Origin of the sequence: Rhodococcus sp. NPDC059234 (genome assembly GCF_042754225.1) — a bacterium.
Lineage (GTDB): Bacteria > Actinomycetota > Actinomycetes > Mycobacteriales > Mycobacteriaceae > Rhodococcus_G.
This window is the reverse complement of sequence record NZ_JBHZAH010000099.1, coordinates 1-18,556: the sequence shown is the minus strand read 5'-3', so window position 1 is coordinate 18,556 and position 18,556 is coordinate 1. Positions and strand designations below refer to the sequence as shown.

18 protein-coding genes are annotated in these 18,556 nt (G+C 69.5%); 7 read left to right on the top strand and 11 right to left on the bottom strand.

The window, feature by feature from the left end:
• Positions 1–63: 63 nt before the first annotated feature.
• Together ACFXGJ_RS18805 and ACFXGJ_RS18800 are read right to left on the bottom strand one after the other, a co-directional pair.
• Entirely contained in the window at positions 64–705 is a 642-nt protein-coding gene (locus ACFXGJ_RS18805) for a 50S ribosomal protein L25/general stress protein Ctc (RefSeq protein WP_378623097.1), read from the bottom strand.
• Between the two features lie 205 nt (positions 706–910).
• The gene (locus ACFXGJ_RS18800) at positions 911–2,182 is read right to left on the bottom strand and encodes a GAF domain-containing protein (RefSeq protein WP_378623099.1); all 1,272 of its coding nucleotides are present in this window, start codon (positions 2,180–2,182) and stop codon (positions 911–913) included.
• A 152-nt stretch (positions 2,183–2,334) separates the two neighbouring features.
• Here ACFXGJ_RS18800 and ACFXGJ_RS18795 point away from each other — a divergent pair, with 152 nt between their 5' ends.
• Positions 2,335–4,158, top strand: a complete 1,824-nt coding sequence (locus ACFXGJ_RS18795) for a flavin-containing monooxygenase (RefSeq protein ID WP_378623094.1) — start codon at positions 2,335–2,337, stop codon at positions 4,156–4,158.
• Between the two features lie 88 nt (positions 4,159–4,246).
• On the opposite strand, the gene ACFXGJ_RS18790 is transcribed toward ACFXGJ_RS18795, so the two are convergent.
• Positions 4,247–5,323, bottom strand: coding sequence for a CapA family protein (locus ACFXGJ_RS18790; protein WP_378623092.1), 1,077 nt, complete (start codon positions 5,321–5,323; stop codon positions 4,247–4,249).
• Positions 5,324–5,363: 40 nt separating this feature from the next.
• The gene (locus ACFXGJ_RS18785; RefSeq protein WP_378623088.1) at positions 5,364–6,533 is read right to left on the bottom strand and encodes an aminotransferase class V-fold PLP-dependent enzyme; all 1,170 of its coding nucleotides are present in this window, start codon (positions 6,531–6,533) and stop codon (positions 5,364–5,366) included.
• A 193-nt stretch (positions 6,534–6,726) separates the two neighbouring features.
• On the opposite strand from ACFXGJ_RS18785, the gene egtA reads away from it, so the two are divergent.
• The 4 genes from egtA to egtD are packed head-to-tail and all read left to right on the top strand — an operon-like array spanning position 6,727 to position 10,994.
• Positions 6,727–7,983, top strand: coding sequence for an ergothioneine biosynthesis glutamate--cysteine ligase EgtA (egtA, locus tag ACFXGJ_RS18780; RefSeq protein WP_378623086.1), 1,257 nt, complete (start codon positions 6,727–6,729; stop codon positions 7,981–7,983).
• Positions 7,980–9,284 carry an ergothioneine biosynthesis protein EgtB gene (gene egtB / locus ACFXGJ_RS18775; protein ID WP_378623084.1) on the top strand — a complete coding sequence of 435 codons (1,305 nt, stop codon included), beginning with the start codon at positions 7,980–7,982 and terminating at the stop codon, positions 9,282–9,284. The genes egtA and egtB overlap by 4 nt, the downstream gene beginning before the upstream one ends.
• A complete protein-coding gene (gene egtC, locus ACFXGJ_RS18770) occupies positions 9,277–10,026 on the top strand; it encodes an ergothioneine biosynthesis protein EgtC (protein WP_378623081.1) in 750 nt (249 codons plus the stop codon). Before egtB ends, egtC begins: the two co-directional genes overlap by 8 nt.
• Positions 10,023–10,994: an L-histidine N(alpha)-methyltransferase gene (egtD, locus tag ACFXGJ_RS18765; protein ID WP_378623079.1), complete on the top strand. Its 972-nt coding sequence runs from the start codon at positions 10,023–10,025 to the stop codon at positions 10,992–10,994. The genes egtC and egtD overlap by 4 nt, the downstream gene beginning before the upstream one ends.
• Before the next feature lie 52 nt (positions 10,995–11,046).
• Here egtD and ACFXGJ_RS18760 read toward each other — a convergent pair whose 3' ends face one another.
• From ACFXGJ_RS18760 to ACFXGJ_RS18750, 3 genes are all read right to left on the bottom strand, one after another.
• Positions 11,047–11,175, bottom strand: coding sequence for a hypothetical protein (locus ACFXGJ_RS18760; RefSeq protein ID WP_378623076.1), 129 nt, complete (start codon positions 11,173–11,175; stop codon positions 11,047–11,049).
• 53 nt (positions 11,176–11,228) lie between these two features.
• Positions 11,229–12,194, bottom strand: a complete 966-nt coding sequence (locus tag ACFXGJ_RS18755; RefSeq protein ID WP_378623072.1) for a ribonuclease H family protein — start codon at positions 12,192–12,194, stop codon at positions 11,229–11,231.
• A gap of 103 nt (positions 12,195–12,297) precedes the next feature.
• Positions 12,298–13,359: a Rieske 2Fe-2S domain-containing protein gene (locus tag ACFXGJ_RS18750; RefSeq protein ID WP_378623070.1), complete on the bottom strand. Its 1,062-nt coding sequence runs from the start codon at positions 13,357–13,359 to the stop codon at positions 12,298–12,300.
• Between the two features lie 67 nt (positions 13,360–13,426).
• Here ACFXGJ_RS18750 and ACFXGJ_RS18745 point away from each other — a divergent pair, with 67 nt between their 5' ends.
• Positions 13,427–13,684 (top strand): hypothetical protein, encoded by a 258-nt coding sequence (locus ACFXGJ_RS18745; protein WP_378623067.1) that lies wholly within the window; start codon positions 13,427–13,429, stop codon positions 13,682–13,684.
• Between the two features lie 107 nt (positions 13,685–13,791).
• On the opposite strand, the gene ACFXGJ_RS18740 is transcribed toward ACFXGJ_RS18745, so the two are convergent.
• Positions 13,792–15,513: a cutinase family protein gene (locus ACFXGJ_RS18740; RefSeq protein WP_378623063.1), complete on the bottom strand. Its 1,722-nt coding sequence runs from the start codon at positions 15,511–15,513 to the stop codon at positions 13,792–13,794.
• A gap of 498 nt (positions 15,514–16,011) precedes the next feature.
• Here ACFXGJ_RS18740 and ACFXGJ_RS18735 point away from each other — a divergent pair, with 498 nt between their 5' ends.
• Positions 16,012–16,344 carry a hypothetical protein gene (locus ACFXGJ_RS18735; RefSeq protein ID WP_378623060.1) on the top strand — a complete coding sequence of 111 codons (333 nt, stop codon included), beginning with the start codon at positions 16,012–16,014 and terminating at the stop codon, positions 16,342–16,344.
• Positions 16,345–16,360: 16 nt separating this feature from the next.
• Here the strand turns inward: ACFXGJ_RS18735 and ACFXGJ_RS18730 are convergent, their stop codons facing one another.
• The 3 genes from ACFXGJ_RS18730 to ACFXGJ_RS18720 form a co-directional block, all read right to left on the bottom strand.
• Positions 16,361–16,858: a GNAT family N-acetyltransferase gene (locus ACFXGJ_RS18730; protein ID WP_378623056.1), complete on the bottom strand. Its 498-nt coding sequence runs from the start codon at positions 16,856–16,858 to the stop codon at positions 16,361–16,363.
• 135 nt (positions 16,859–16,993) lie between these two features.
• The gene (locus tag ACFXGJ_RS18725) at positions 16,994–17,659 is read right to left on the bottom strand and encodes a hypothetical protein (protein WP_378623054.1); all 666 of its coding nucleotides are present in this window, start codon (positions 17,657–17,659) and stop codon (positions 16,994–16,996) included.
• Positions 17,660–17,823: 164 nt separating this feature from the next.
• Positions 17,824–18,459, bottom strand: a complete 636-nt coding sequence (locus tag ACFXGJ_RS18720) for a DUF2461 domain-containing protein (RefSeq protein WP_378623051.1) — start codon at positions 18,457–18,459, stop codon at positions 17,824–17,826.
• Positions 18,460–18,556 lie beyond the last annotated feature (97 nt).

Genomic DNA, 18,556 nt, shown 5'->3' with positions numbered 1-18,556 from the left:
CCGTCCCGGTGGGACGGCGCGCCGCTGACGTTAGCGCTGCACTGATGTGTGCGGTGGCGAAGCTCAGGCCTCGGACTCCGCGGCGGCTTCGGTGGCCTCCTCCGCGGGAGCCTCGGCACCCTCGGCGCCGGCGCCCTCGGACTCGAGAGCCTCGGCGGTCGGGGCCGCGACGATGTTCACGATCAGGGACTCCGGGTCGCCCTGCAGGGTGGAACCGGCGGGCAGGGTCAGCGCACCGGCGTGGATCTGGCTGCCGGCCTCGAGGCCCTCGACCGAGACCTCGATCTGCTCGGGGATGTTCAGGGCGTCGGCCTCGAGGGAAACGACGGTGGCGTCCTGGGTGACCAGGGTGCCGGACGCGGCCTCACCGGCGACGACGACGGGCACCTCGACGGTGACCTTCTCGCCCTTCTTGATGACGAGCAGGTCGGCGTGCTCGATGTAGTTGCGGATCGGGTGGACGACGACCGACTTGGTCAGCGCGAGCTGCTCGGTGCCGGCGATGTCCAGGGTCAGCACGGCGTTGGTGCCGTGGGCGCGCAGGATCGCGGCGAACTCGCGGGCAGGCACGTTGAGGTGCTGCGGGTCGGTGCCGTGGCCGTAGAGCACGGCGGGAACCTGGCCGTCGCGGCGGGCGCGGCGGGCCGCGCCCTTGCCGAACTCGGTGCGGACGGCGGCGACGAGGTTGTTGACGTCGGTCGACATGGGAATACAGCTCCTACGGCTCACATCAGATTTACTTCGCTTGGATGCTGTTCTCGACGGGGGCGGACAACGCGCAACGGCCCGGAGCAACAGCTCTGATGGAAACCGTGGCCGCGTCGATCACGGTGAACCCGCTTCGCAAACCAGAAGCGCGTCACCCTCGCCGAGACAACTTGCACAGCCTACCCGACGAGCGCACTCGCGGCTAATCGTCCTGCGGCCCGGCGAGTGCGCGTACCGCCGGGCCGGCGGCACGGCGGACGAACCCGCAGTCGGCGAGGCGTTCCGCGTCGCCGAACGTCAACGACAGCTCGACCGAGTCCGCGAGGCGGTAGGGGCGGCCCTCGACGACGGAGCCGAGGGCCCGCCGGAGCCGGGAGATCTCCGCGCGCACCGCGACCGCGTGGTCCGGATCGCCGTATACAGCGGAACTCAGCTCGGCGACGGACATGCCGCGGCGCCCGCGCTGGTGCAACAACAGCAGGATCTCGGCGTGCCGGGCCGTGAGGGGCGCGCGCCACGTCGACTCCGCTCCGGTGACCTCCACGGCAGGCGGGTCGGACAGGTCCAGCTCCATGCGGATTCGCGTGGCAGCACCCGCCGGCCGGATCAGCCAGCCGCCGGCGACCGGCTCGGGCAGGCACATGCCGAGTCCCGGCACGGTCACCGCTCGATCTTTGCGCGGCAACGCAATTCGTCTGGTGGCGGCCACCCCGGCTGTGTGCGCCACCCACCCGTGCTCGTCCACGAGCAACAGGGGGCCGGAAACGGATGCGAGCAACGGCGCGGCGGTGGTGCGCAGTCGTTCGAGTCGATGCTCGTGGTGGCGCCACAGCTGCGCCTCGGCCATGCGGACGGCGGTCTCGACGAGCGCGCTGATGGTGGGGTGCAGCGTCATGGCGGGCCCGCTGACGTCGACGACACCGAGGAGCTCGCCCGTGCGCGGATCGTGGATCGGCGCGGCGGTGCAGTACCAGGGGTGTTGAGCCTGCTCGAAGTGCTCGGCCGAAAACAACTGCACCGGAGTGGCTTCCGCGATCGCGGTGCCGATGGCGTTGGTGCCCACCGTGGCCTCGGTCCACTCGGCGCCCTCCCGGAACCCGAGGGTGTTCGCGCGCTCGCGCACCTTGGCCGAGCCGGTGCGCCACAGGATCACTCCGTCGGAGTCGGTGACGACCATCAGCAGTTGCGAGGCCTCGGCGACGGCCGCGACGACCTGCGTGAGATCGTCGATCACCCCGGACAGCGGCGAGCGGGCGCGACGACGTTCGACCTCGGTCAACGGCAGCAGTGCTCGGGTGGCGGCGCCGTCCGGTGCGAGGCCTGCGCCCAGGACTCGGGCCCACGATCGTTGCACGACCGGCCGGGGGCGCATCGCGGACCGTCCGCCGCCGATCAGTGCGTCGTGCATGCGGGACAGCTCGCGGGCGTACCGCGGTAGGTCGGTGCCGGGCGTGATCGCGCCGAAGGTGCCCACGATCCCCATTTCTCCTCGCCGTTCCGGTCCGGCGAGCATATGTCCGGAGTGTGTCGCGCGCCACAGTCCGTGCAACGTGACGCAACGCTTGTCGGGGCCGCGACGGGGGAGTGTGCTCTGGGTCACAGCAGCATTCACTGAAAGGCGCAGCGATGACCCAGACACTCGATCCGGTACTCCGATCGGACCCGGCGACACCCCAGCAGCGCGTCGACGCCTGGCTGGCGGCCTTCGAGGCCGCGCTCGCCGAGCGTGACGTCCCGGCCGCGGCGGGGATGTTCGCCGTCGACAGCTTCTGGCGCGACCTGGTCGCGTTCACCTGGAACATCAAGACCGTCGAGGGTCGCGACGGCATCGCGGACATGCTGACCGTGCGGCTCGCAGGTGCGGACCCGTCCGGATTCCGCACGATCGAGACCCCGGAGGAGTCCGGCGGCGTCACGACCGCGTGGATCGCCTTCGAGACCGCAACCGGCCGCGGCGAGGGCCACCTGCGTCTGAAGGGAGACCTCGCCTGGACCCTGCTGACCACCCTGCAGGAACTGAAGGGCTTCGAGGAGAGAACGGGCACGCGGAGGTCACGCGGGGCCAAGCACGGCGCCGACCGGAACCGTGTGACCTGGGCCGAGGAACGGGAGATCGAGGACCGCGAACTCGGCCGCACGGTCCAGCCGTACGTCGTCATCGTCGGTGGCGGGCAGGGCGGCATCGCGCTCGGCGCCCGGATGCGCCAGCTCGGCGTCCCTGCGGTTGTCGTCGACAGCCACGCGCGGCCCGGCGACCAGTGGCGCGGCCGTTACAAGTCGCTGTGCCTGCACGACCCGGTCTGGTACGACCATCTGCCCTACCTGCCGTTCCCGTCGAACTGGCCGGTGTTCGCGCCGAAGGACAAGATCGGCGACTGGCTCGAGATGTACACCAAGGTCATGGAGGTCCCGTACTGGAGCTCGACCACCTGCACGTCCGCCGCCTACGACGAGGCGCGCGGCGAGTGGACCGTGCGCGTCGACCGCGACGGCGAGCAGCTCACGTTGCGGCCCGAGCACCTGGTGATGGCCACCGGCATGTCCGGCAAGGCGAATGTGCCGTCCTTCCCAGGGCAGGAGATCTTCGCCGGAGACCAGCACCACTCGAGCAAGCACCCGGGTCCCGACCAGTACGTCGGCAAGAGGGCCGTGGTGATCGGCGCCAACAACTCCGCGCACGACATCTGCGGGGCGTTGTGGGAGCACGGCGTCGACGTGACGATGGTGCAGCGCTCGTCGACGCACATAGTCAAGTCCGATTCGTTGATGGACCTGGGCCTGGGCGACCTCTACTCGGAACGCGCGCTGGCCGCCGGCATGACCACGCACAAGGCGGATCTGACGTTCGGGTCGTTGCCCTACCGGATCATGCACGAGTTCCAGATCCCGGTGTACGACGCAATCCGGGAGCGGGACAAGGACTTCTACGAGCGGCTCGAAAAGGCCGGCTTCGAGCACGACTGGGGCGACGACGGCTCCGGACTGTTCATGAAGTATCTGCGTCGCGGGTCGGGTTACTACATCGACGTCGGCGCGGCGGAACTCGTTGCCAACGGCGACATCAAGCTCGCACACGGCAACGTCCGTGAGCTGACCGAAGCCAGTGTGATCCTCGAGGACGGCACCGAGCTGCCGGCAGACGTGGTCGTGTACGCCACCGGCTACGGCTCGATGAACGGATGGGTCGCGGACCTGATCGGACAGGACGTGGCGGACAAGGTCGGCAAGGTCTGGGGTCTCGGCTCGGACACCACCAAGGATCCGGGCCCGTGGGAGGGCGAACAGCGCAATATGTGGAAGCCCACCCAGCAGGAGGCGCTGTGGTTCCACGGCGGCAATCTGCACCAGTCGCGGCACTACTCGTTGTATCTCGCGCTGCAGCTCAAGGCCCGATACGAGGGGATCGCCACCCCGGTGTACGGGTTGCAGGAAGTGCACCACCTGAGCTGACCCGAGCGCCGTCCTCCAGGTGAGCATCTGGAAGGCCCGATGTCCGCGCCCTCCGTCTTCGTACCCCACGAACGCGGAGGGTGCGGCGTCACGACGACATCCACACCACATCCTTTTCCGAGTCGCCCACGCCGAGCGCGACCCGAAGCCACCGAGCCTCCTCCCGGGTGGCGTGCTCGAGCCGCATCCGCCGGGCTCGGACCGGCACCATCCGCAGCTCGCGTAGCTCTCGCGTGTCCGCCGCGAACACCGGCAGGTACAGCAGCCGCAGCTCGTCCCGGAACTGCTCGTAACCCCCGATGCCCTCGTAGTCGTTGATCAGGTCGCCGCAGCCGTACAGCACGGGGTGACCGCGGTGGATCTCGACCGGACGCGGGTGGTGCGACGAGTGGCCGTGCACGACGTCGACACCGCCGTCGACGAGCCGGTGTGCGAACCGCACCTGGTCGCGGGGAACGTCGTACCCCCAGTTCGACCCCCAGTGCACCGACACCACCACGAGGTCGTCGGGGCCGCGCAGAGCGGCGATCCGGTCGAGTACCCGGGCCGCGGTCGCGTCCGACAGATTCGGCAGCAACGCCACCCCGGGGCGCCGCGGCCCGGCCCCGGATCGGCGGGAGAGTCCGCTCGACGGCGATCCCATCGAATAGACCAGCACCCGCCCGGAACCGACGGGGACCGTCGCCGGCGCCCACGCCCGGGCGTCGTCGCGCCCCGCGCCGGTCGGCCGCAGGCCCGCGGACTCCAGCACGTCGACGGTCTCGATCAGCCCGGGCTTTCCGAAGTCGAGCACGTGATTGTTCGCCAACGCGCACACGTCGATCCGTGCGGCGCCGAGCACCCCGACATTCGCCGGATGCATCCGATAGTGAATGCCTTTGCCCGGAGCGTAGTTCCGGGACGTCGTCACCGATGTCTCGAGATTCACGATTCGTGCGTCCGGTCCGGCTTCGTCGAGCACGGACAGCGCAACGCCCCACGGCTGGTCGAAGCCGACCGGCCGCGGGATCGGTCCGTTCCGCCGCTCCGCGAGGGCGACGTAGTCCCGGGCGTCTCGCACCAGCCGTTCCCGCAGTCGGGGTCCGCCCGGATGCGGCAGGATCTGGTCGACTCCCCGCCCGGTCATCACGTCCCCGGCGAGGAACAGGGTCACCGTGCTCGGCACACGTCCACGCTAGTGCCCGACCGCGGACGGCGCGGGCGCGTCACCGCGCCGCGACCGCCGCGACCAGCCGATCGACGTCCTCGAAGGAATTGAAGTAGTGCGGGGAGGCGCGCACGACGCCGTCGAGTTTCCGTCTGGTCATGTCCAGGAAGGTCGAACCGCGACCGCTCACGGTGACGGTGACGTCCTTGTCCGCCAACGAGACCCGGACGACATTCGGGTCGACGCCGTCCACGGTGAACGAGACGATGCCGCTGCGCTGGCCGCCGAGGTCGCGGACGGTGACCCCGGGGACCGCGGCGAGTTCGGTGCGCGCGTACTCGGCCCGAGCCGAGACCGCCTGCTCGATCTCGTCGATGCCGAGGTCGAGCAGGTACCGGACGGCGGCGCCGAGCCCGAGTCGGCTCGCGACGCTGCACTCCCAGAACTCGAACCGCGAGGCGTCGGGCGCGAGGCGGTAGCCGTGCTCCTCGGCCCACTGGGCGCCGTGCAGGTCCAGCGCGGCCGGTTCCATGGTCCGGGCCAGTTCGGGGCGCAGGTACAGCAGTCCGGTGCCGCGCGGGCCCCGGAGCCACTTGCGGCCGGTCGCCGACAGCGCATCCACCCCGAGGTCGGCGACGTCGACCGCGACCTGTCCGATCGACTGGCAGGCGTCGAGCAGCACCAGCGAGCCGACGGCGTGGGCCAGGTCGACCACCTCGCGGACCGGGTTGAGCAGTCCGCCGTTGGTCGGCGCGTGCACCACCGAGACCACGCGGACCCGTTCGTCGAGCATCCGGTGCAGCGCCTCCAGGTCGAGTTCGCCGGTCGGGGTCGAGGGCACCACTTCGACGGTGGCACCCGTGACGCGGGCGCGCTGGAGCGCGGCGATCGCGTTGCTGGCGTACTCGACCTCGGTGACGAGGATGCGGTCGCCGGCCGACAGCGGCACCGCGTAGAAGAAGTCCGCCCAGGCGCGCGTCGCGCTCTCCACGAGTGCGACGTCCTCGGGCTGGGCACCGAGCAGTTCGGCGACCGAGGACTTCACGGCGGCCAGGTCGTCGGCTCGCTCCGCAGCCGCGCGGTAGCCGCCGATCTCGGCCTCCCGTCGCAGGTGGGACACCATGGCGTCGAGGACCGGTCGCGGCGGTAGGGACGACCCCGCGCTGTCGAGGAACACCTTGTCGAGGCAGCCCGGGGTGTCGTCCCGGACCCGTTGCTGGTCGAGCATCGAACCTCCCCGGAGGCGGTCGGCGTTGGCTCCGACGCTACCGCGCCGAGCGCAGGACGTGGCCCCTCCGTGGCACCCGGCGGGATCGGCGTGTGGTGACACGGTCACCGGTCTCGGTTTAGTGTCGGTGGCGGTGGATACCCTCTCGCTCGTACGTGCTGTAGCAATACCCGCCCGGTGATCGGAGCGCGTGATGGCAGTGACATTGGCAAGGGAAGTGAAGTCCGCGCGGCTCACGACCAGGGCCGCGGCCGAGGCCTACGTCGGTGGCGTGTGCTTCAAACTCGGTCCGCCCCGGTTGATCGGTGCCGAGCTCGAGTGGTTGACCGTGCCCACTCGTACCGGCGATCCGTCCCCTCCCGCGCGCGTTGACCTGCACGACCTCGCGTCGGCCCTCGGGCCGCACGCCCCGACCAGCATCGCTCCCGATTCGCCCGCCCGCCCCCTCCCGGCCGGAAGTGCCGTGACGCTCGAGCCCGGCGGCCAGGTCGAACTCTCCAGCACCCCCCTCCCGTCGGTGGAGGAGTTGTGTGCCGCACTCACCGCAGATACCGAGCGGCTCCGGAGCCGGCTCGCCCGCGCGGAGATCGCCATGGTCGACTCGGCCGCCGATGTCGCCCGCCCGGCCCGGCGCGTCCTGCAATTGCCCAGGTACCGGGCGATGGAGGAGCGATTCGACCGCATCGGTCCCTACGGCAGGCTGATGATGTGCAATACCGCCGCCACGCAGGTCAGTGTGGATGCGGGCGCGGACGCAGCCGAGGTGTCGGAGCGCTGGTCGGCCCTTTACGCGATGGGGCCCGCGCTGCTGGCGGCGTTCGCCTGCTCGCCTCGGCTGCGCGGGATGCCGGACGGCGACTGGGCGTCGCAGCGGATGCGTGCCTGGTTCCAACTCGACGTGGGACGCACCGATCCGCCCCCACTTCCCGACCCGATCGCCGGGTACGCGCGCTGGGCGCTGGACGCGCCGATGCTGTGCGTCATCGGCGGCTGCGGGGACTGTCCCGACGACTGGTCGCTGGCCGGTGAGGCCACCTTCGCCGACTGGATTTCCGGTGCGCTCGACGAGGTGATCGGTCGCCGCCCCGACTACCGCGATCTCGACTACCACCTGAGCACGCTGTTCCCTCCGGTTCGCGCGGCAGGGCATCTGGAGGTGCGATACCTCGATGCGCAGCCGGCCGAGCTGTGGCGGGTACCGATCGCCGCACTGGACGCGCTGCTCGGCGACAGCGACGCGATCGCCGAGGCCGCCGCACTCTCCGCAGGTACAGCGGGCCGATGGCGCGAGGCAGGGGAGTTCGGCCTACGCGATCAGGAACTGCGTTGCACGGCAACCGATCTTCTGTCGCTGGCGGCGTCGCGGTCGCGGTCGTTCTCGTTGGAACTGTCGGCCGCAGCGGAGCGATGTCGACATGGCCGAACGCCGATCCAGGAGGCCGAGGCATGACAACGGATGCGCTGCGCGACGAGCTGGCGACGGTCCTGGCCCGCGCCCGCGACCGGAGCCTGGCGCTCACCGAATGCGTCGACGAGGGTGAGCTGGTCGCCCAGCACTCGCCGCTGATGAGCCCGCTGGTCTGGGACCTCGCGCACATCGGCAACCAGGAGGAACTGTGGCTGGTCCGCGACGTCGGTGGCCGTGAACCGGTGCGCCGCGACATCGACGAGCTGTACGACGCGTTCAAGCACGCCAGGGCCGATCGGCCGGCCCTGCCGCTGCTGAATCCCACGCAGGCCCGCGGCTACGTGGCGCAGGTCCGCGAGAAGGCCTGGGACGTGCTGGACCGCTCGCCGCTGCGGGGCAGGCCGCTCGAGCACGAGGGATTCGCGTTCGCGATGATCGCCCAGCACGAGCAGCAGCACGACGAGACGATGCTCGCCACCCACCAACTGCGTAGCGGTGCACCGATACTCGCGGCGTCGCCGGTGCCGGTGGCGAGCGACGCGGTGATCCTCGACGAGGTGGTGGTGCCGGGCGGCGCGTTCACGATGGGGACCTCGACCGACCCGTGGGCGTTGGACAACGAACGGCCCGCGCATCGCGTCGACGTGCCGGCGTTCGCCCTCGACACGGCGCCGGTGACGAACGGGCAGTACGTCGCGTTCCTGGACGACGGCGGGTACGAGCGACGGGACCTGTGGAGCGAGCGTGGCTGGCGTCATCGTCAGTCGGCCGAGTTGGTGGCGCCCCAGTTCTGGGAGCGCGACGGTACCGGCGACTGGTGGCACCGAGTGTTCGGCGTGCTGAGCCCGCTTCCTCCGGACCGTCCGGTGGTGCACGTCAGCTACTTCGAGGCCGAGGCGTATGCGCGCTGGGCGGGCAAACGGCTGCCCACCGAGGCGGAGTGGGAAAAGGCGGCGCGGTGGGATCCGCGGACGGGGGAGTCGCGCAGATTCCCGTGGGGCGACGAGGAACCCACGGCCACGCACGCGAACCTCGGCCAGCGACACCTCGAGCCGGCACCGGTCGGCGCGTACCCGTCGGGGCGGTCGCCGCTGTGTGTGCACCAGCTGATCGGTGACGTGTGGGAGTGGACTGCCTCGGACTTCCTGCCGTATCCGGGCTTCTCGGCGTTCCCCTATCGGGAGTACTCGGAGGTGTTCCTCGGCGGCGACTACAAGGTGTTGCGCGGCGGCTCGTTCGGCACCGATCCGGTGGCCTGCCGTGGGACGTTCCGGAACTGGGATCATCCGGTGCGCCGCCAGATCTTTGCCGGGTTCCGATGCGCACGAGACGTAGATGTGTAGGCACCTAGGCTATCTCGGGCCCCCGCGAACGGTCGCGGACGTGCTGACGTCGGGCGGAGAGCGGAGCCTGATGACTCAGTCGTGGGCACCGCGGGACATGCGCGGCGGCGGCACCGTCAACGCAGACGGCTTCGGCGCCGCGTGGTGGCCGGTGGGGCGTGAGCCCGTCGTGTACCGAAATCCCGCGCCGATCTGGTCGGACCCGGCCGTCGACGGGGTGCTCGGCGAGGTGAGTTCGACGGCGGTGGTGGCCGCGGTGCGTTCGGCGACGGTCGGGATGCCGCTCACCCGTGAGGCTTGCGCCCCGTTCACGGATGGGATGTGGGCGCTGACTCACAACGGTCGCATCGACGGATGGCCGGATTCGATGGCGGCGCTGGCGGAGTGGCTGCCGGCGGTGGAGTTGCTGCGACTGCCGGCACTCACGGATTCGGCCCTGCTGTGGACGATGGTGCGCCGCCGACTCGACACGGAGGAGCCGGGCGAGGCGCTGCGCAGCGTGCTCGTGGACGTGCTCGAGGCGGCGCCGCAGTCGCGGCTGAACCTGCTGCTCAGCGACGGGACCGGGTTGTGGGCGTCGGCGGTGTCCCACTCGCTGACGGTCCGGGTCGACGAGTCGGTCGCTGTGGTGGCGTCCGAGCAGGTCGACGAGGAGGAGGGGTGGCTGGTGGTACCCGACCGCCACCTGATCGAGGCAAGGCCGGGGTTTCTGGTGATCACCGAACTGGAGGCAAGTGCATGAACGAACCGACCGTCGAGGTTCACCTGGCGCCGCAGCAGCTGGACGAGAATTTGCGGGTGGACGCGCGTCTCGGACTGACGGCGATACCGAAGTGGCTGCCGCCCAAGTGGTTCTACGACGCCAAGGGCAGTGAGTTGTTCGAGGAGATCACCCGGCTGCCGGAGTACTACCCGACTCGCACGGAACGGGAGCTGCTGCGGGTCAGTGCCGCGCACATCGCGGAGGCGACGTCGGCTCAGATCCTGGTCGAGCTGGGGTCGGGGTCGTCGGAGAAGACGAGGCTGCTGCTCGGTGCACTGGCCGAACACGGCACGCTGGAGCGGTATGTGCCGCAGGACGTGTCGGAGGCGGCACTCACGTCCGCCGCGCACCAGCTGGCGAGAGAATTCCCGACTCTGGCGGTGCACGGGATCGTCAGCGACTTCACCGACACGCTGCACAACCTACCGCGCGGTGGCCGGCGGATGATCGCATTCCTCGGCGGCACGCTCGGCAACCTGGTGCCGGAGGAGAGGGCAGAGTTCCTCGCCTCGGTCGCCGAGGTGCTGGAGGAGGGCGAGCAGTTGTTGCTCGGGGTCGGTCTGGTCACCGATCCCGCTGTGCTCGTGCCGGCCTACGACGACGCCGCCGGGGTCACCGCGCGGTTCAACCTGAACGTGCTGTCGGTGCTCAACGAGCGGCTGGGAGCGGACTTCGACCTCGACCTCTTCCGGCATGTCGCGGTCTGGGACGAGCGCAACGAATGGATCGAAATGCGGGTGGAGGCAGTCGAACCGATGGCGGTGCACGTCCCCGCGCTGGGCCTGGACGTGACCTTCGCGGCCGGTGAGCAGATGCGGACCGAGATCTCGGCGAAGTTCCGCGTCGAGGGCATCTGCAAGGAACTCGCCGCGGCCGGCTTCGGTAGCGACCGGGTGTGGACGGATCCGCTGGAGCGGTTCGCGCTGATTCTGGCCGATCGGGTGTAGCCGGTGCCCGGCGCCGGATCCGCCCGAGGGGTGCGGACCCGGCGCCTCGGCGTCAGGACATCGAGGCCAGGAAGAGCCCGGTTCCGAGGACGGCGCCGGCGCCGCTGAGCAGGCCGGTGGCGAGCCCGAGGACCTTGGCAGCGGTGCCGAGGTTGGCCATGTCAGTTGCGGAAGATCCCATGTGTGCTCCTTGTGAGTGTTGTGACGCACATCTCAGTGCGTCCACATTTCTAGTCACGTCACAGTGGCCGACACAAGGCCAGTCCCGGTCAGCGGGAAATGAATGTCATCGATTCCTTTCTGGACATTTGCCCAGGTGGAAGGCCGTGCGCTCGCAAGCAACGGGCGAACGATGTTGGCTGCGATCATGGCGCGTGCGGCGGGGTCGACGCCGAACTCGTGGTTGCGTCGCGCTGCGACGGCGAGCCGGTCGGCGGCCTCGTTGAGCGGGTGCCCGCTGTGCGCGGGCACCCACGAGTAGCGAACGCGTCGCCGGGCCGACAGGCCCCGGATCCTGGCGACGGTCGTCACCACCTCGCTGTCGTATCGGTCGAGGAGGGCGGAGCGTGTCAGCGTCAGGCATTCGAGCGCGCCGCGACTGTCGGTGAGGATGTGGAGGTCGCGGTGCGGAAAACGCTTGAGCGCGTGTTTGATTGCGAGAAGTTCACCCGCGAGTACCGTCTTGACCTCGGGATACATCTTCTGACGCCGGTCGCCCTCCTCGCTGACGCAGGCCACCCCCACTCCGCGGCGTGCGGAGGACTTCGACGCGTCGGTCGCCACGGTCAGCTCGGGCTGCTCCCGGGCCCGCGGCGGCACTTCCGGCACGGTGGGCGGTCGGAGACCGGACACGTACGCGGACAACGAGTCCGAGGCGTCACGGAGCAGTTCCGGCAGCCTGCCGCGCGGGGTGCGCATCAGGGTGACGGCGGGGAACGAGGTGGCGACGGCCTCGAGCTCGCTGCGGATCCCGGCCTCGGTCACGTACGCCGGCATCGGGCCGCAGGGCGCTGACGCGGCCCGCTGGTACACGACCTCGAATGCATCGAGGACCGCGGCCCGCAGCGCGGTCGGTTCCAGTCCGGGTCGCGAGAAGATCAGCCGCTCGCCGGACCCGCCGATCCCGATCGCCGCGACAGCGAGGGACAACTGCCGGCCGTCGACGTCGGCCTGGCGAAAGTGGATGGCTGCGACGGTCATTGCCGATTCCTGTCTGCTCGTGGCGCGGGGCGAGGCGTGGGGCCACGGTAGGGGAGGGGTACGACACGAACGGTCCGACCAACCGCGAGTCCGCTCCTGCCGTCTAGCGGGTGCTGCGCGAGGACAGGTTCCTCTCGACCTCCGAATGCCACATGCCGTACGCATGTGTCGTGTCCACCTCGTGTTCGTAGCGCGCGGTCATCTCCGCTGTCACATCCGCGACGTCGACGTAGAACTGCCGGTACCACCGTCGCAGCTGATAGACCGGGCCGTCTTCCTCGGTGAGCAGTGGGTTCTCGATCCGCGTTTTCGATCGCCACACGTCGATGTCCTCGAGGAAGCCCCGACTGAAGTTGCGCGAAAACGCTTGCGCCATGCGGGCGTTCTGTTCGTCGGACAGTCCGGGCAGCTTCTGCACCGCGATCCCCCATTGCAGCATGAAGGACTCGGGCGAGATCGGATAGTGGGAGTTGATCAGCGCGACCTCGATCACCGAATCGGCCGCGATGTGATTGTGAATCAGGTTGATCATGTAGGCGGGGCCGTAATAGGTTGCCTCCGAGCGTAGGTAGGCATCTTCGGAGAAGTGCTTGCCGGAGCCGAAGACGTCCGGACGAGCCTTCGAGTCCATGAACTGTGACGCGCAGTGCCCGTGGAGCACATTCTTGAAGTACGTCGGATAGGCGTGGTGGATGTAGAAGAAGTGCGCCATGTCGACGGTGTTGTCGATGATCTCCCGACAATGTGATCCGTCGATGCGCTCCGAGTTCCACACCCAGTCGGTCCACCCGCCCGACTCGATGCCGTCGATTTCCGGTGGCAGCAGATCCGGCGGCGCGTCCGACCCCTCGGGGTCGTGCCAGATCAGCAACTGGCCGTTGCGCTCGGCGGTCTCCCATCTGCGAGTTCGCGCGAGGCGGGGTACCCGTCGCGCGTACGGCACATCCACGCAACGCCCCGAGTGCCCGTCCCATCGCCAATCGTGGAACGGGCAGGCAATCGCGCCGTCCTTGACGGTTCCGCCGGACAGGTCGGCTCCCATGTGACGGCAGTACGCGTCCAGCGCCCGAAGTTGCCCGCCGGGTCCGGCGTAGACCACGAGCCGGGTCCCGAACGCGTCGAGGCCGTGCGGGCGGCCGTCTCGGAACCCGTCGGCCAGGCCCACGCAGTGCCAGCCGCGCGCGTAGCGGTCCGAGCAGGGCGGAACGCACTACTTCCGGTTCCTCGAAGTCATGCGTAGCCAGGTCAAGGGTTGGCCGCCCGGCGACGACACCACCTGGCCGATGATCACGACCACGCTGGCCGAGCTCCTCTCCGAGGGCACTCGACACGAGCGCATCTGCCGCATCTCGTCGATGGCGACCACGTTGTTCGCGCTGCTCGCCGACTTCGAGCGCGCGCGTGAGGGCGGTGACCGGTACGGGCCGACGCAGCCGCAGATCGTGGAGATGCTCGTCGGGCTCCTGCGCGCACCCATGCGCCCGCACTGACCCACTCCGCCCGACGCGCATCCATGGCGAGGTCGGTGCCGCGGAACCGTCACCGCCGCAGCGGTTGTCAACGGCGGGAACCGGATCGGGTAGCCGGTCTACCGGATCTACTCGACCGGAGTCGGAGCCGGGGTGGTCGGCGCCACGACGGTCGTGGTCGGCGCCACGGCGGTTGTCGTCGCCGCGGCGGCCTGCGAAGTCGTTTCCGGCGTCGACAGCGGGGCAGCGGACGACGGGGCGGCGCTCTCCGTCGCGGTGACCTCGTTCTGCGTCGGAGTCGGCGTGGATACCGGCATGGTGGGCGGCGCCGACACCGTGGTCGTGGTCGTGGTCGTGGTCGTGGTCGTGGTCGTGGTCGTTGCGGATGCCGGTGTCGACGTTGCGGAGGGGGCCGCCGACGGGGTCGTCGCCATGGGGGACGGCGTCACCGAGGGTTTCGTCAGTTCCGCGAGGGCCGAGGCGGCGCTGGCGGAATCCGGCTTGATCGACGGATCGATCGGCTGCCCGCTCTGCGCCTGCTTCGCCAGCTGGGTCAGCCACGCGGCGGCATACTCTGCGGAGGTGAGGGGCTTGCCGTCGCCCGGGTTCGCGTCACGCCAGTAGTCGAAGTGGTGGCCCTTGGCATCCGGCCCGAGGGTGAGGTTGTAGGGGTCGCTCATGACCACCGGGATGGTGTTCTGGTTCGTCACGATCAGGCCGACGATCTCCTTGAACACCTTCTGGGGCAGGTAGGCGAGGGGTGACATCGCGCTGGTCGAGATCGAGGTGGCCTTCGTGGGCGCCGGAGTCGCCGTGTCGGGCTTGTACGCCGGGTCCGACACCTTCAACAGCACATCGAGGAAGGTCTGGTCGCCCTGCATCCAATTGGGCTGGGACTGGATCTCTTCGAATGCCGCGAATCCGATCCGGCCGAGGACCACGGCGATGTCCTGCCCCGTCGCCGGCGTCAGACCGGTGCGCTCGAGCGCATCGACATTCAGCTGCCTGCCGACGTTGACGACGAGGTCCAGCAGCGAAATATTCTGTGGTGCAGAGCAAGTGAGGTCACCGTCCGAGCAGAACGACGCGACCTTTCCGGCCAGGGCGCCGAAGTCGGCACCGCCGGTCCCCGTCACCGCGCCTCCGCCAGGTATGGCCGCGGTGCCGTTCTGGTACTTCACATCGAACCCGTTCGGGTTCGTGAACGGATTCACGGCGCCGGGGAACGGTCCCTGACCAGCTGCGCGTCCGGCGTCGGCGAGGATCACGACACCGACGACGTTCGCCGGGTTGGCGATCGCGTACCCGCCCTTGGTGTCGGGTATCTGATGCCCGAGGTCCATCGCGACCCGTCGCGCGACATCGGCACCCTCGCTGTAGCCGACCACCGCGAACCTCGTGTTCGGGCACGACTGCTGAATCTTCGTCATCACGGACTCGGCGTTGGCGACGCCGGCGTTGACCGCGTCCTCGTAGCTGTCCATGTTCGCCGGGTAGGCGACGTACACCGCGGCGTACGACTTCGGGTCGACGACGCCGGCAGGTGCGTTCGCCACCGGATCGATCCATCGGCTGCTGTAGTCACTGGACAGTGCGGCCGGGAGTTCCTCGCCGTTCGCGCCGACCAGCATCTTCGTGGTGCCCGCCACCGGGGTGTCGCCACGGCCGGCCACCGAGACGGTCACCATGTCGTGGCACTCGGTCACCGACGCGGTGAGCTCGGTGTCCGCGGTGCGCGGGCCGGAACTCAGTGCCCAGGGCAGCGTGATCAGCGCGGCAATCCCGAGGATGCCGGGCGCGATCAGACCCGATGCGATGCGATGGCGCCCGAAGAACCCGCGACGTGACATGTCCACTCCCAACTCCGGCCCCTGACACGCATGTCGCCCCCGGCGGCGCGTCTCGTCATCGGGTACATCGTCACGAATGGCGCGAGCGCTACACAGGCCGTAGCTGTACAGCGTATGACAATCGCGTGCTGTCGGCACGACGGTGGGAGGACGCCAGGTCGGCGCCGCTCGACGAGGCCCAGGACCGGCACGGATATTCGGGTGCGGTCCGCGCTCGCGCGTGCGACGATGACCGTCCTTCGCACGTCCGACGCTCACGGAGAGGAAGCCCGCTTGCGCGCCACGAATGCCACCCCCGCAACCCGGTTGTGCGGAAACGCCGTCCGCCGCGGCATCGGTTCCCCCTCGCGGCAACAGATGTACCGGCCCGGTTCGGCCGAGCACCCCGGCCGTATCGCACAACCCACCTGACGCGTCGGCGAACCCGCACTCGCAACACCGAGCGGTTCACGGCGACGCAACGCCCGTGACCACCGCAAGAGTGACGAGAGCCTCCCGATGTACACCCGTTCCACCCCCGCACCTGCCACCGTCGATGCCGGCAACTGGGCCCGCACCCGAGTCGTGGTGCTCAACGCGACCTTTCAGGCGCTGACCGAGGTCCCCGCGGAACGCGCGGTGACGCTGCTCGCGATCGGCGCCGCCGAGTCCGTCGAGGATCGCGAACCCGCGGTGCCGATCCGTTCCCAGTACCGCGCCATCCCACTGCCGCTGACCATCCGGCTGCTCGAGTACGTGTACCTCCCGCGCCGCCCCGTGGTCACCGACCGCAGTCGCGCCACGATCGACGAGGCGCAGCAACGCATCTGGCGTCGTCTCGCCGCGATCTGACGCCCCGAGTCGCGGCCTAGCCGAGCGTCAACTGCATGAACGTCATGTCCAGCCAGCGTCCGAACTTGATCCCGACCTCGGGCATCACCCCGACCGTCCGGAACCCGAACCGTTCGTGCAGGGCGATCGAGGTCGAGTTGGACGACTCGATGCTCGCGACCATCACGTGGATCCCTCCCCGGCGGGCGCGTTCGATCAGCTCGGCCATCAGCCCCGAGGCGATGCCCTTGCGGTGATGATCGACGTGCACGTACACCGAGTTCTCCACGGTGTGCCGGTAGCCACTCTTGGCGCGCCACACGCCGTAGGAGGCGTACCCGGCCACCCGATCCCCGTCGACCGCCACCAGCACCGGGAACCCGGCCTGCTCGCGACCGTCCAGCCACGCGCGGCGGTCGTCGATGTCGACGGGTTCCTCGTCCCAGATCGCGGTCGTGTTGCGCACCGCCTCGTTGTGGATCTCGAGGATGCCGGGCAGGTCGTCGGGGCGGGCGTCGCGGATCTCTGTGGTCACCGGACCATGGTGGCATCGAGACGAGCGAAGCGACGAGGAGTGGGCACTGAGACTAGCGAAGCGACGAGGAGTGGGCACTGAGACGAGCGAAGCGACGAGGAGTGGGCACTGAGACGAGCGAAGCGACGAGGAGTGTCAGCGCTGGGCGCTCTGGCGAGCCTTCTCCAGGGCGCCGAGGGTACGCATGATCGTCGCCTTCTGCTTCTCGAGGTCGCTACGGCGGGCACGGGCCGCCAGGCCCGACTGATCTGCAACCTGCGCGAGCTGAGCGTCGATGGAGCTCATCTGGTCCAGCAGGGCCAGCGCGCGGGCCTGGATCTCGTCGAGGTCGACGGCGTCGGAGTTGACGGGCGCAGGCGCGGGTGCGGACGCGGATGCCGGTCGGCGGGTGCTCGAACCCGTGACGGTGGATGCGCGGGGCGCGGTGGCGGTCTCGGCGACCACCGCGGCGGCCCGGGGGCGCAACGCTTTACGGACGAGGGCCGGGTCGGGCGGAGAGGCCAGCTTGGTCTGGTTCAGCGCGGCGCGGGCGTCGCGAGCGGTGACGCGCCACTCGCGCTCCTCCTCGTCGTCGGACTGCAGGGTTCCGCCGAGCGGACGCAGTCCGTACATGCCGAGGAACCGGCGCGCGCCCTCGATGATCTCTTCGTTCTCGCGGCACGTGCCGCATCGCGGCTCGTTGCGGTAGTTCTCCACCGAGACGTCGTCGCCGCACCAGACGCAGGCTCCGGGAACCCAACGCCGGGCCGCCTGCATTGTCGTGGTTTCGGCCGGGGCATCGAGAGTCTGCGCGTCAATCACGACGCATGACAATAGGGCAGAGCTCGCCGGTCCACGACACCGGATCGTTACGAACCTGGGATTCTGTGTTCCACCGTGATCAATCTCATGTTCAGTTGACGCGGGTTCGATGGCATGCACAGCAAACTCTTGCCGCGCAAGGGGTTCCAGGCTCGCCTCGACGGCTAGGCCGGCGCGCCCACGACGTCCTCGAACCACTCCACGAGAGGCCGCAGCGACTCCCATGCCGCACGGACCTCGGTCAGTGTGCGCTCGCTGTCGAGCCACGGCGGGCTGCCGTAACTGCGGCCCGCCGTCAACGTGCGGTAACGCAACAATTCGATCCGGGGATGGTCCTCTGCGAACCCGCGCGGGCGGGTCTTGAGCCGGTCGCCGCCGACCTCGAAGCCGGCCTTCTCGAGTGCGCGCGTCAACCGGACGAGCTGCTCGCCGCGCAGGTCGCCGTCCACCGCGGCCCGCAGCCTCGCGAGCTGGTCGGGGGTGTGCTGGTAGAAGCCGCCGCCGACGAACAGGCCCGACGCGTCGACCTGGACGTAGTAGCCGATGCCGGCCCCGACCATGACGACGCCGCCCTGATGGGTCTTGTACGGGGTCTTGTCCTTGGAGAACCGGACGTCGCGGTACGGGCGAAACACCTTGCCCTCGCCGAAGTCCGGCTCGAGTTCGGCCAGCAGCGCGACCATCGGCGCGTGCACCGACGACTCGTAGACCGCCTTGTGGGCGGTCCAGAAGATCTTGCTGTTGTCCGCCTCGAGGTCCTCGTAGAAGTCCAGTGCGGCATCGGGGAATCCGGAGAACACGAACAGAAGGCTACGCCCGTGGGGGGGCGCCGGGGCGCCGACCCCGCAAACCCGCCCCGGGGCGGGGCGGCGAGGGGCGGCCGGGGAAGAGTGTGGT

What these genes read in the sequence shown, in the direction of transcription:
- ACFXGJ_RS18805 (WP_378623097.1), bottom strand. Translation starts at nt 705, where the DNA reads ATGTCGACCGACGTCAACAACCTCGTCGCCGCCGTCCGCACCGAGTTC.
- ACFXGJ_RS18795 (WP_378623094.1), top strand. Translation starts at nt 2,335, where the DNA reads ATGACCCAGACACTCGATCCGGTACTCCGATCGGACCCGGCGACACCC.
- ACFXGJ_RS18785 (WP_378623088.1), bottom strand. Translation starts at nt 6,533, where the DNA reads ATGCTCGACCAGCAACGGGTCCGGGACGACACCCCGGGCTGCCTCGAC.
- egtA (WP_378623086.1), top strand. Translation starts at nt 6,727, where the DNA reads ATGGCAGTGACATTGGCAAGGGAAGTGAAGTCCGCGCGGCTCACGACC.
- egtB (WP_378623084.1), top strand. Translation starts at nt 7,980, where the DNA reads ATGACAACGGATGCGCTGCGCGACGAGCTGGCGACGGTCCTGGCCCGC.
- egtC (WP_378623081.1), top strand. Translation starts at nt 9,277, where the DNA reads ATGTGTAGGCACCTAGGCTATCTCGGGCCCCCGCGAACGGTCGCGGAC.
- egtD (WP_378623079.1), top strand. Translation starts at nt 10,023, where the DNA reads ATGAACGAACCGACCGTCGAGGTTCACCTGGCGCCGCAGCAGCTGGAC.
- ACFXGJ_RS18760 (WP_378623076.1), bottom strand. Translation starts at nt 11,175, where the DNA reads ATGGGATCTTCCGCAACTGACATGGCCAACCTCGGCACCGCTGCCAAG.
- ACFXGJ_RS18755 (WP_378623072.1), bottom strand. Translation starts at nt 12,194, where the DNA reads ATGACCGTCGCAGCCATCCACTTTCGCCAGGCCGACGTCGACGGCCGG.
- ACFXGJ_RS18745 (WP_378623067.1), top strand. Translation starts at nt 13,427, where the DNA reads ATGCGTAGCCAGGTCAAGGGTTGGCCGCCCGGCGACGACACCACCTGG.
- ACFXGJ_RS18740 (WP_378623063.1), bottom strand. Translation starts at nt 15,513, where the DNA reads ATGTCACGTCGCGGGTTCTTCGGGCGCCATCGCATCGCATCGGGTCTG.
- ACFXGJ_RS18735 (WP_378623060.1), top strand. Translation starts at nt 16,012, where the DNA reads ATGTACACCCGTTCCACCCCCGCACCTGCCACCGTCGATGCCGGCAAC.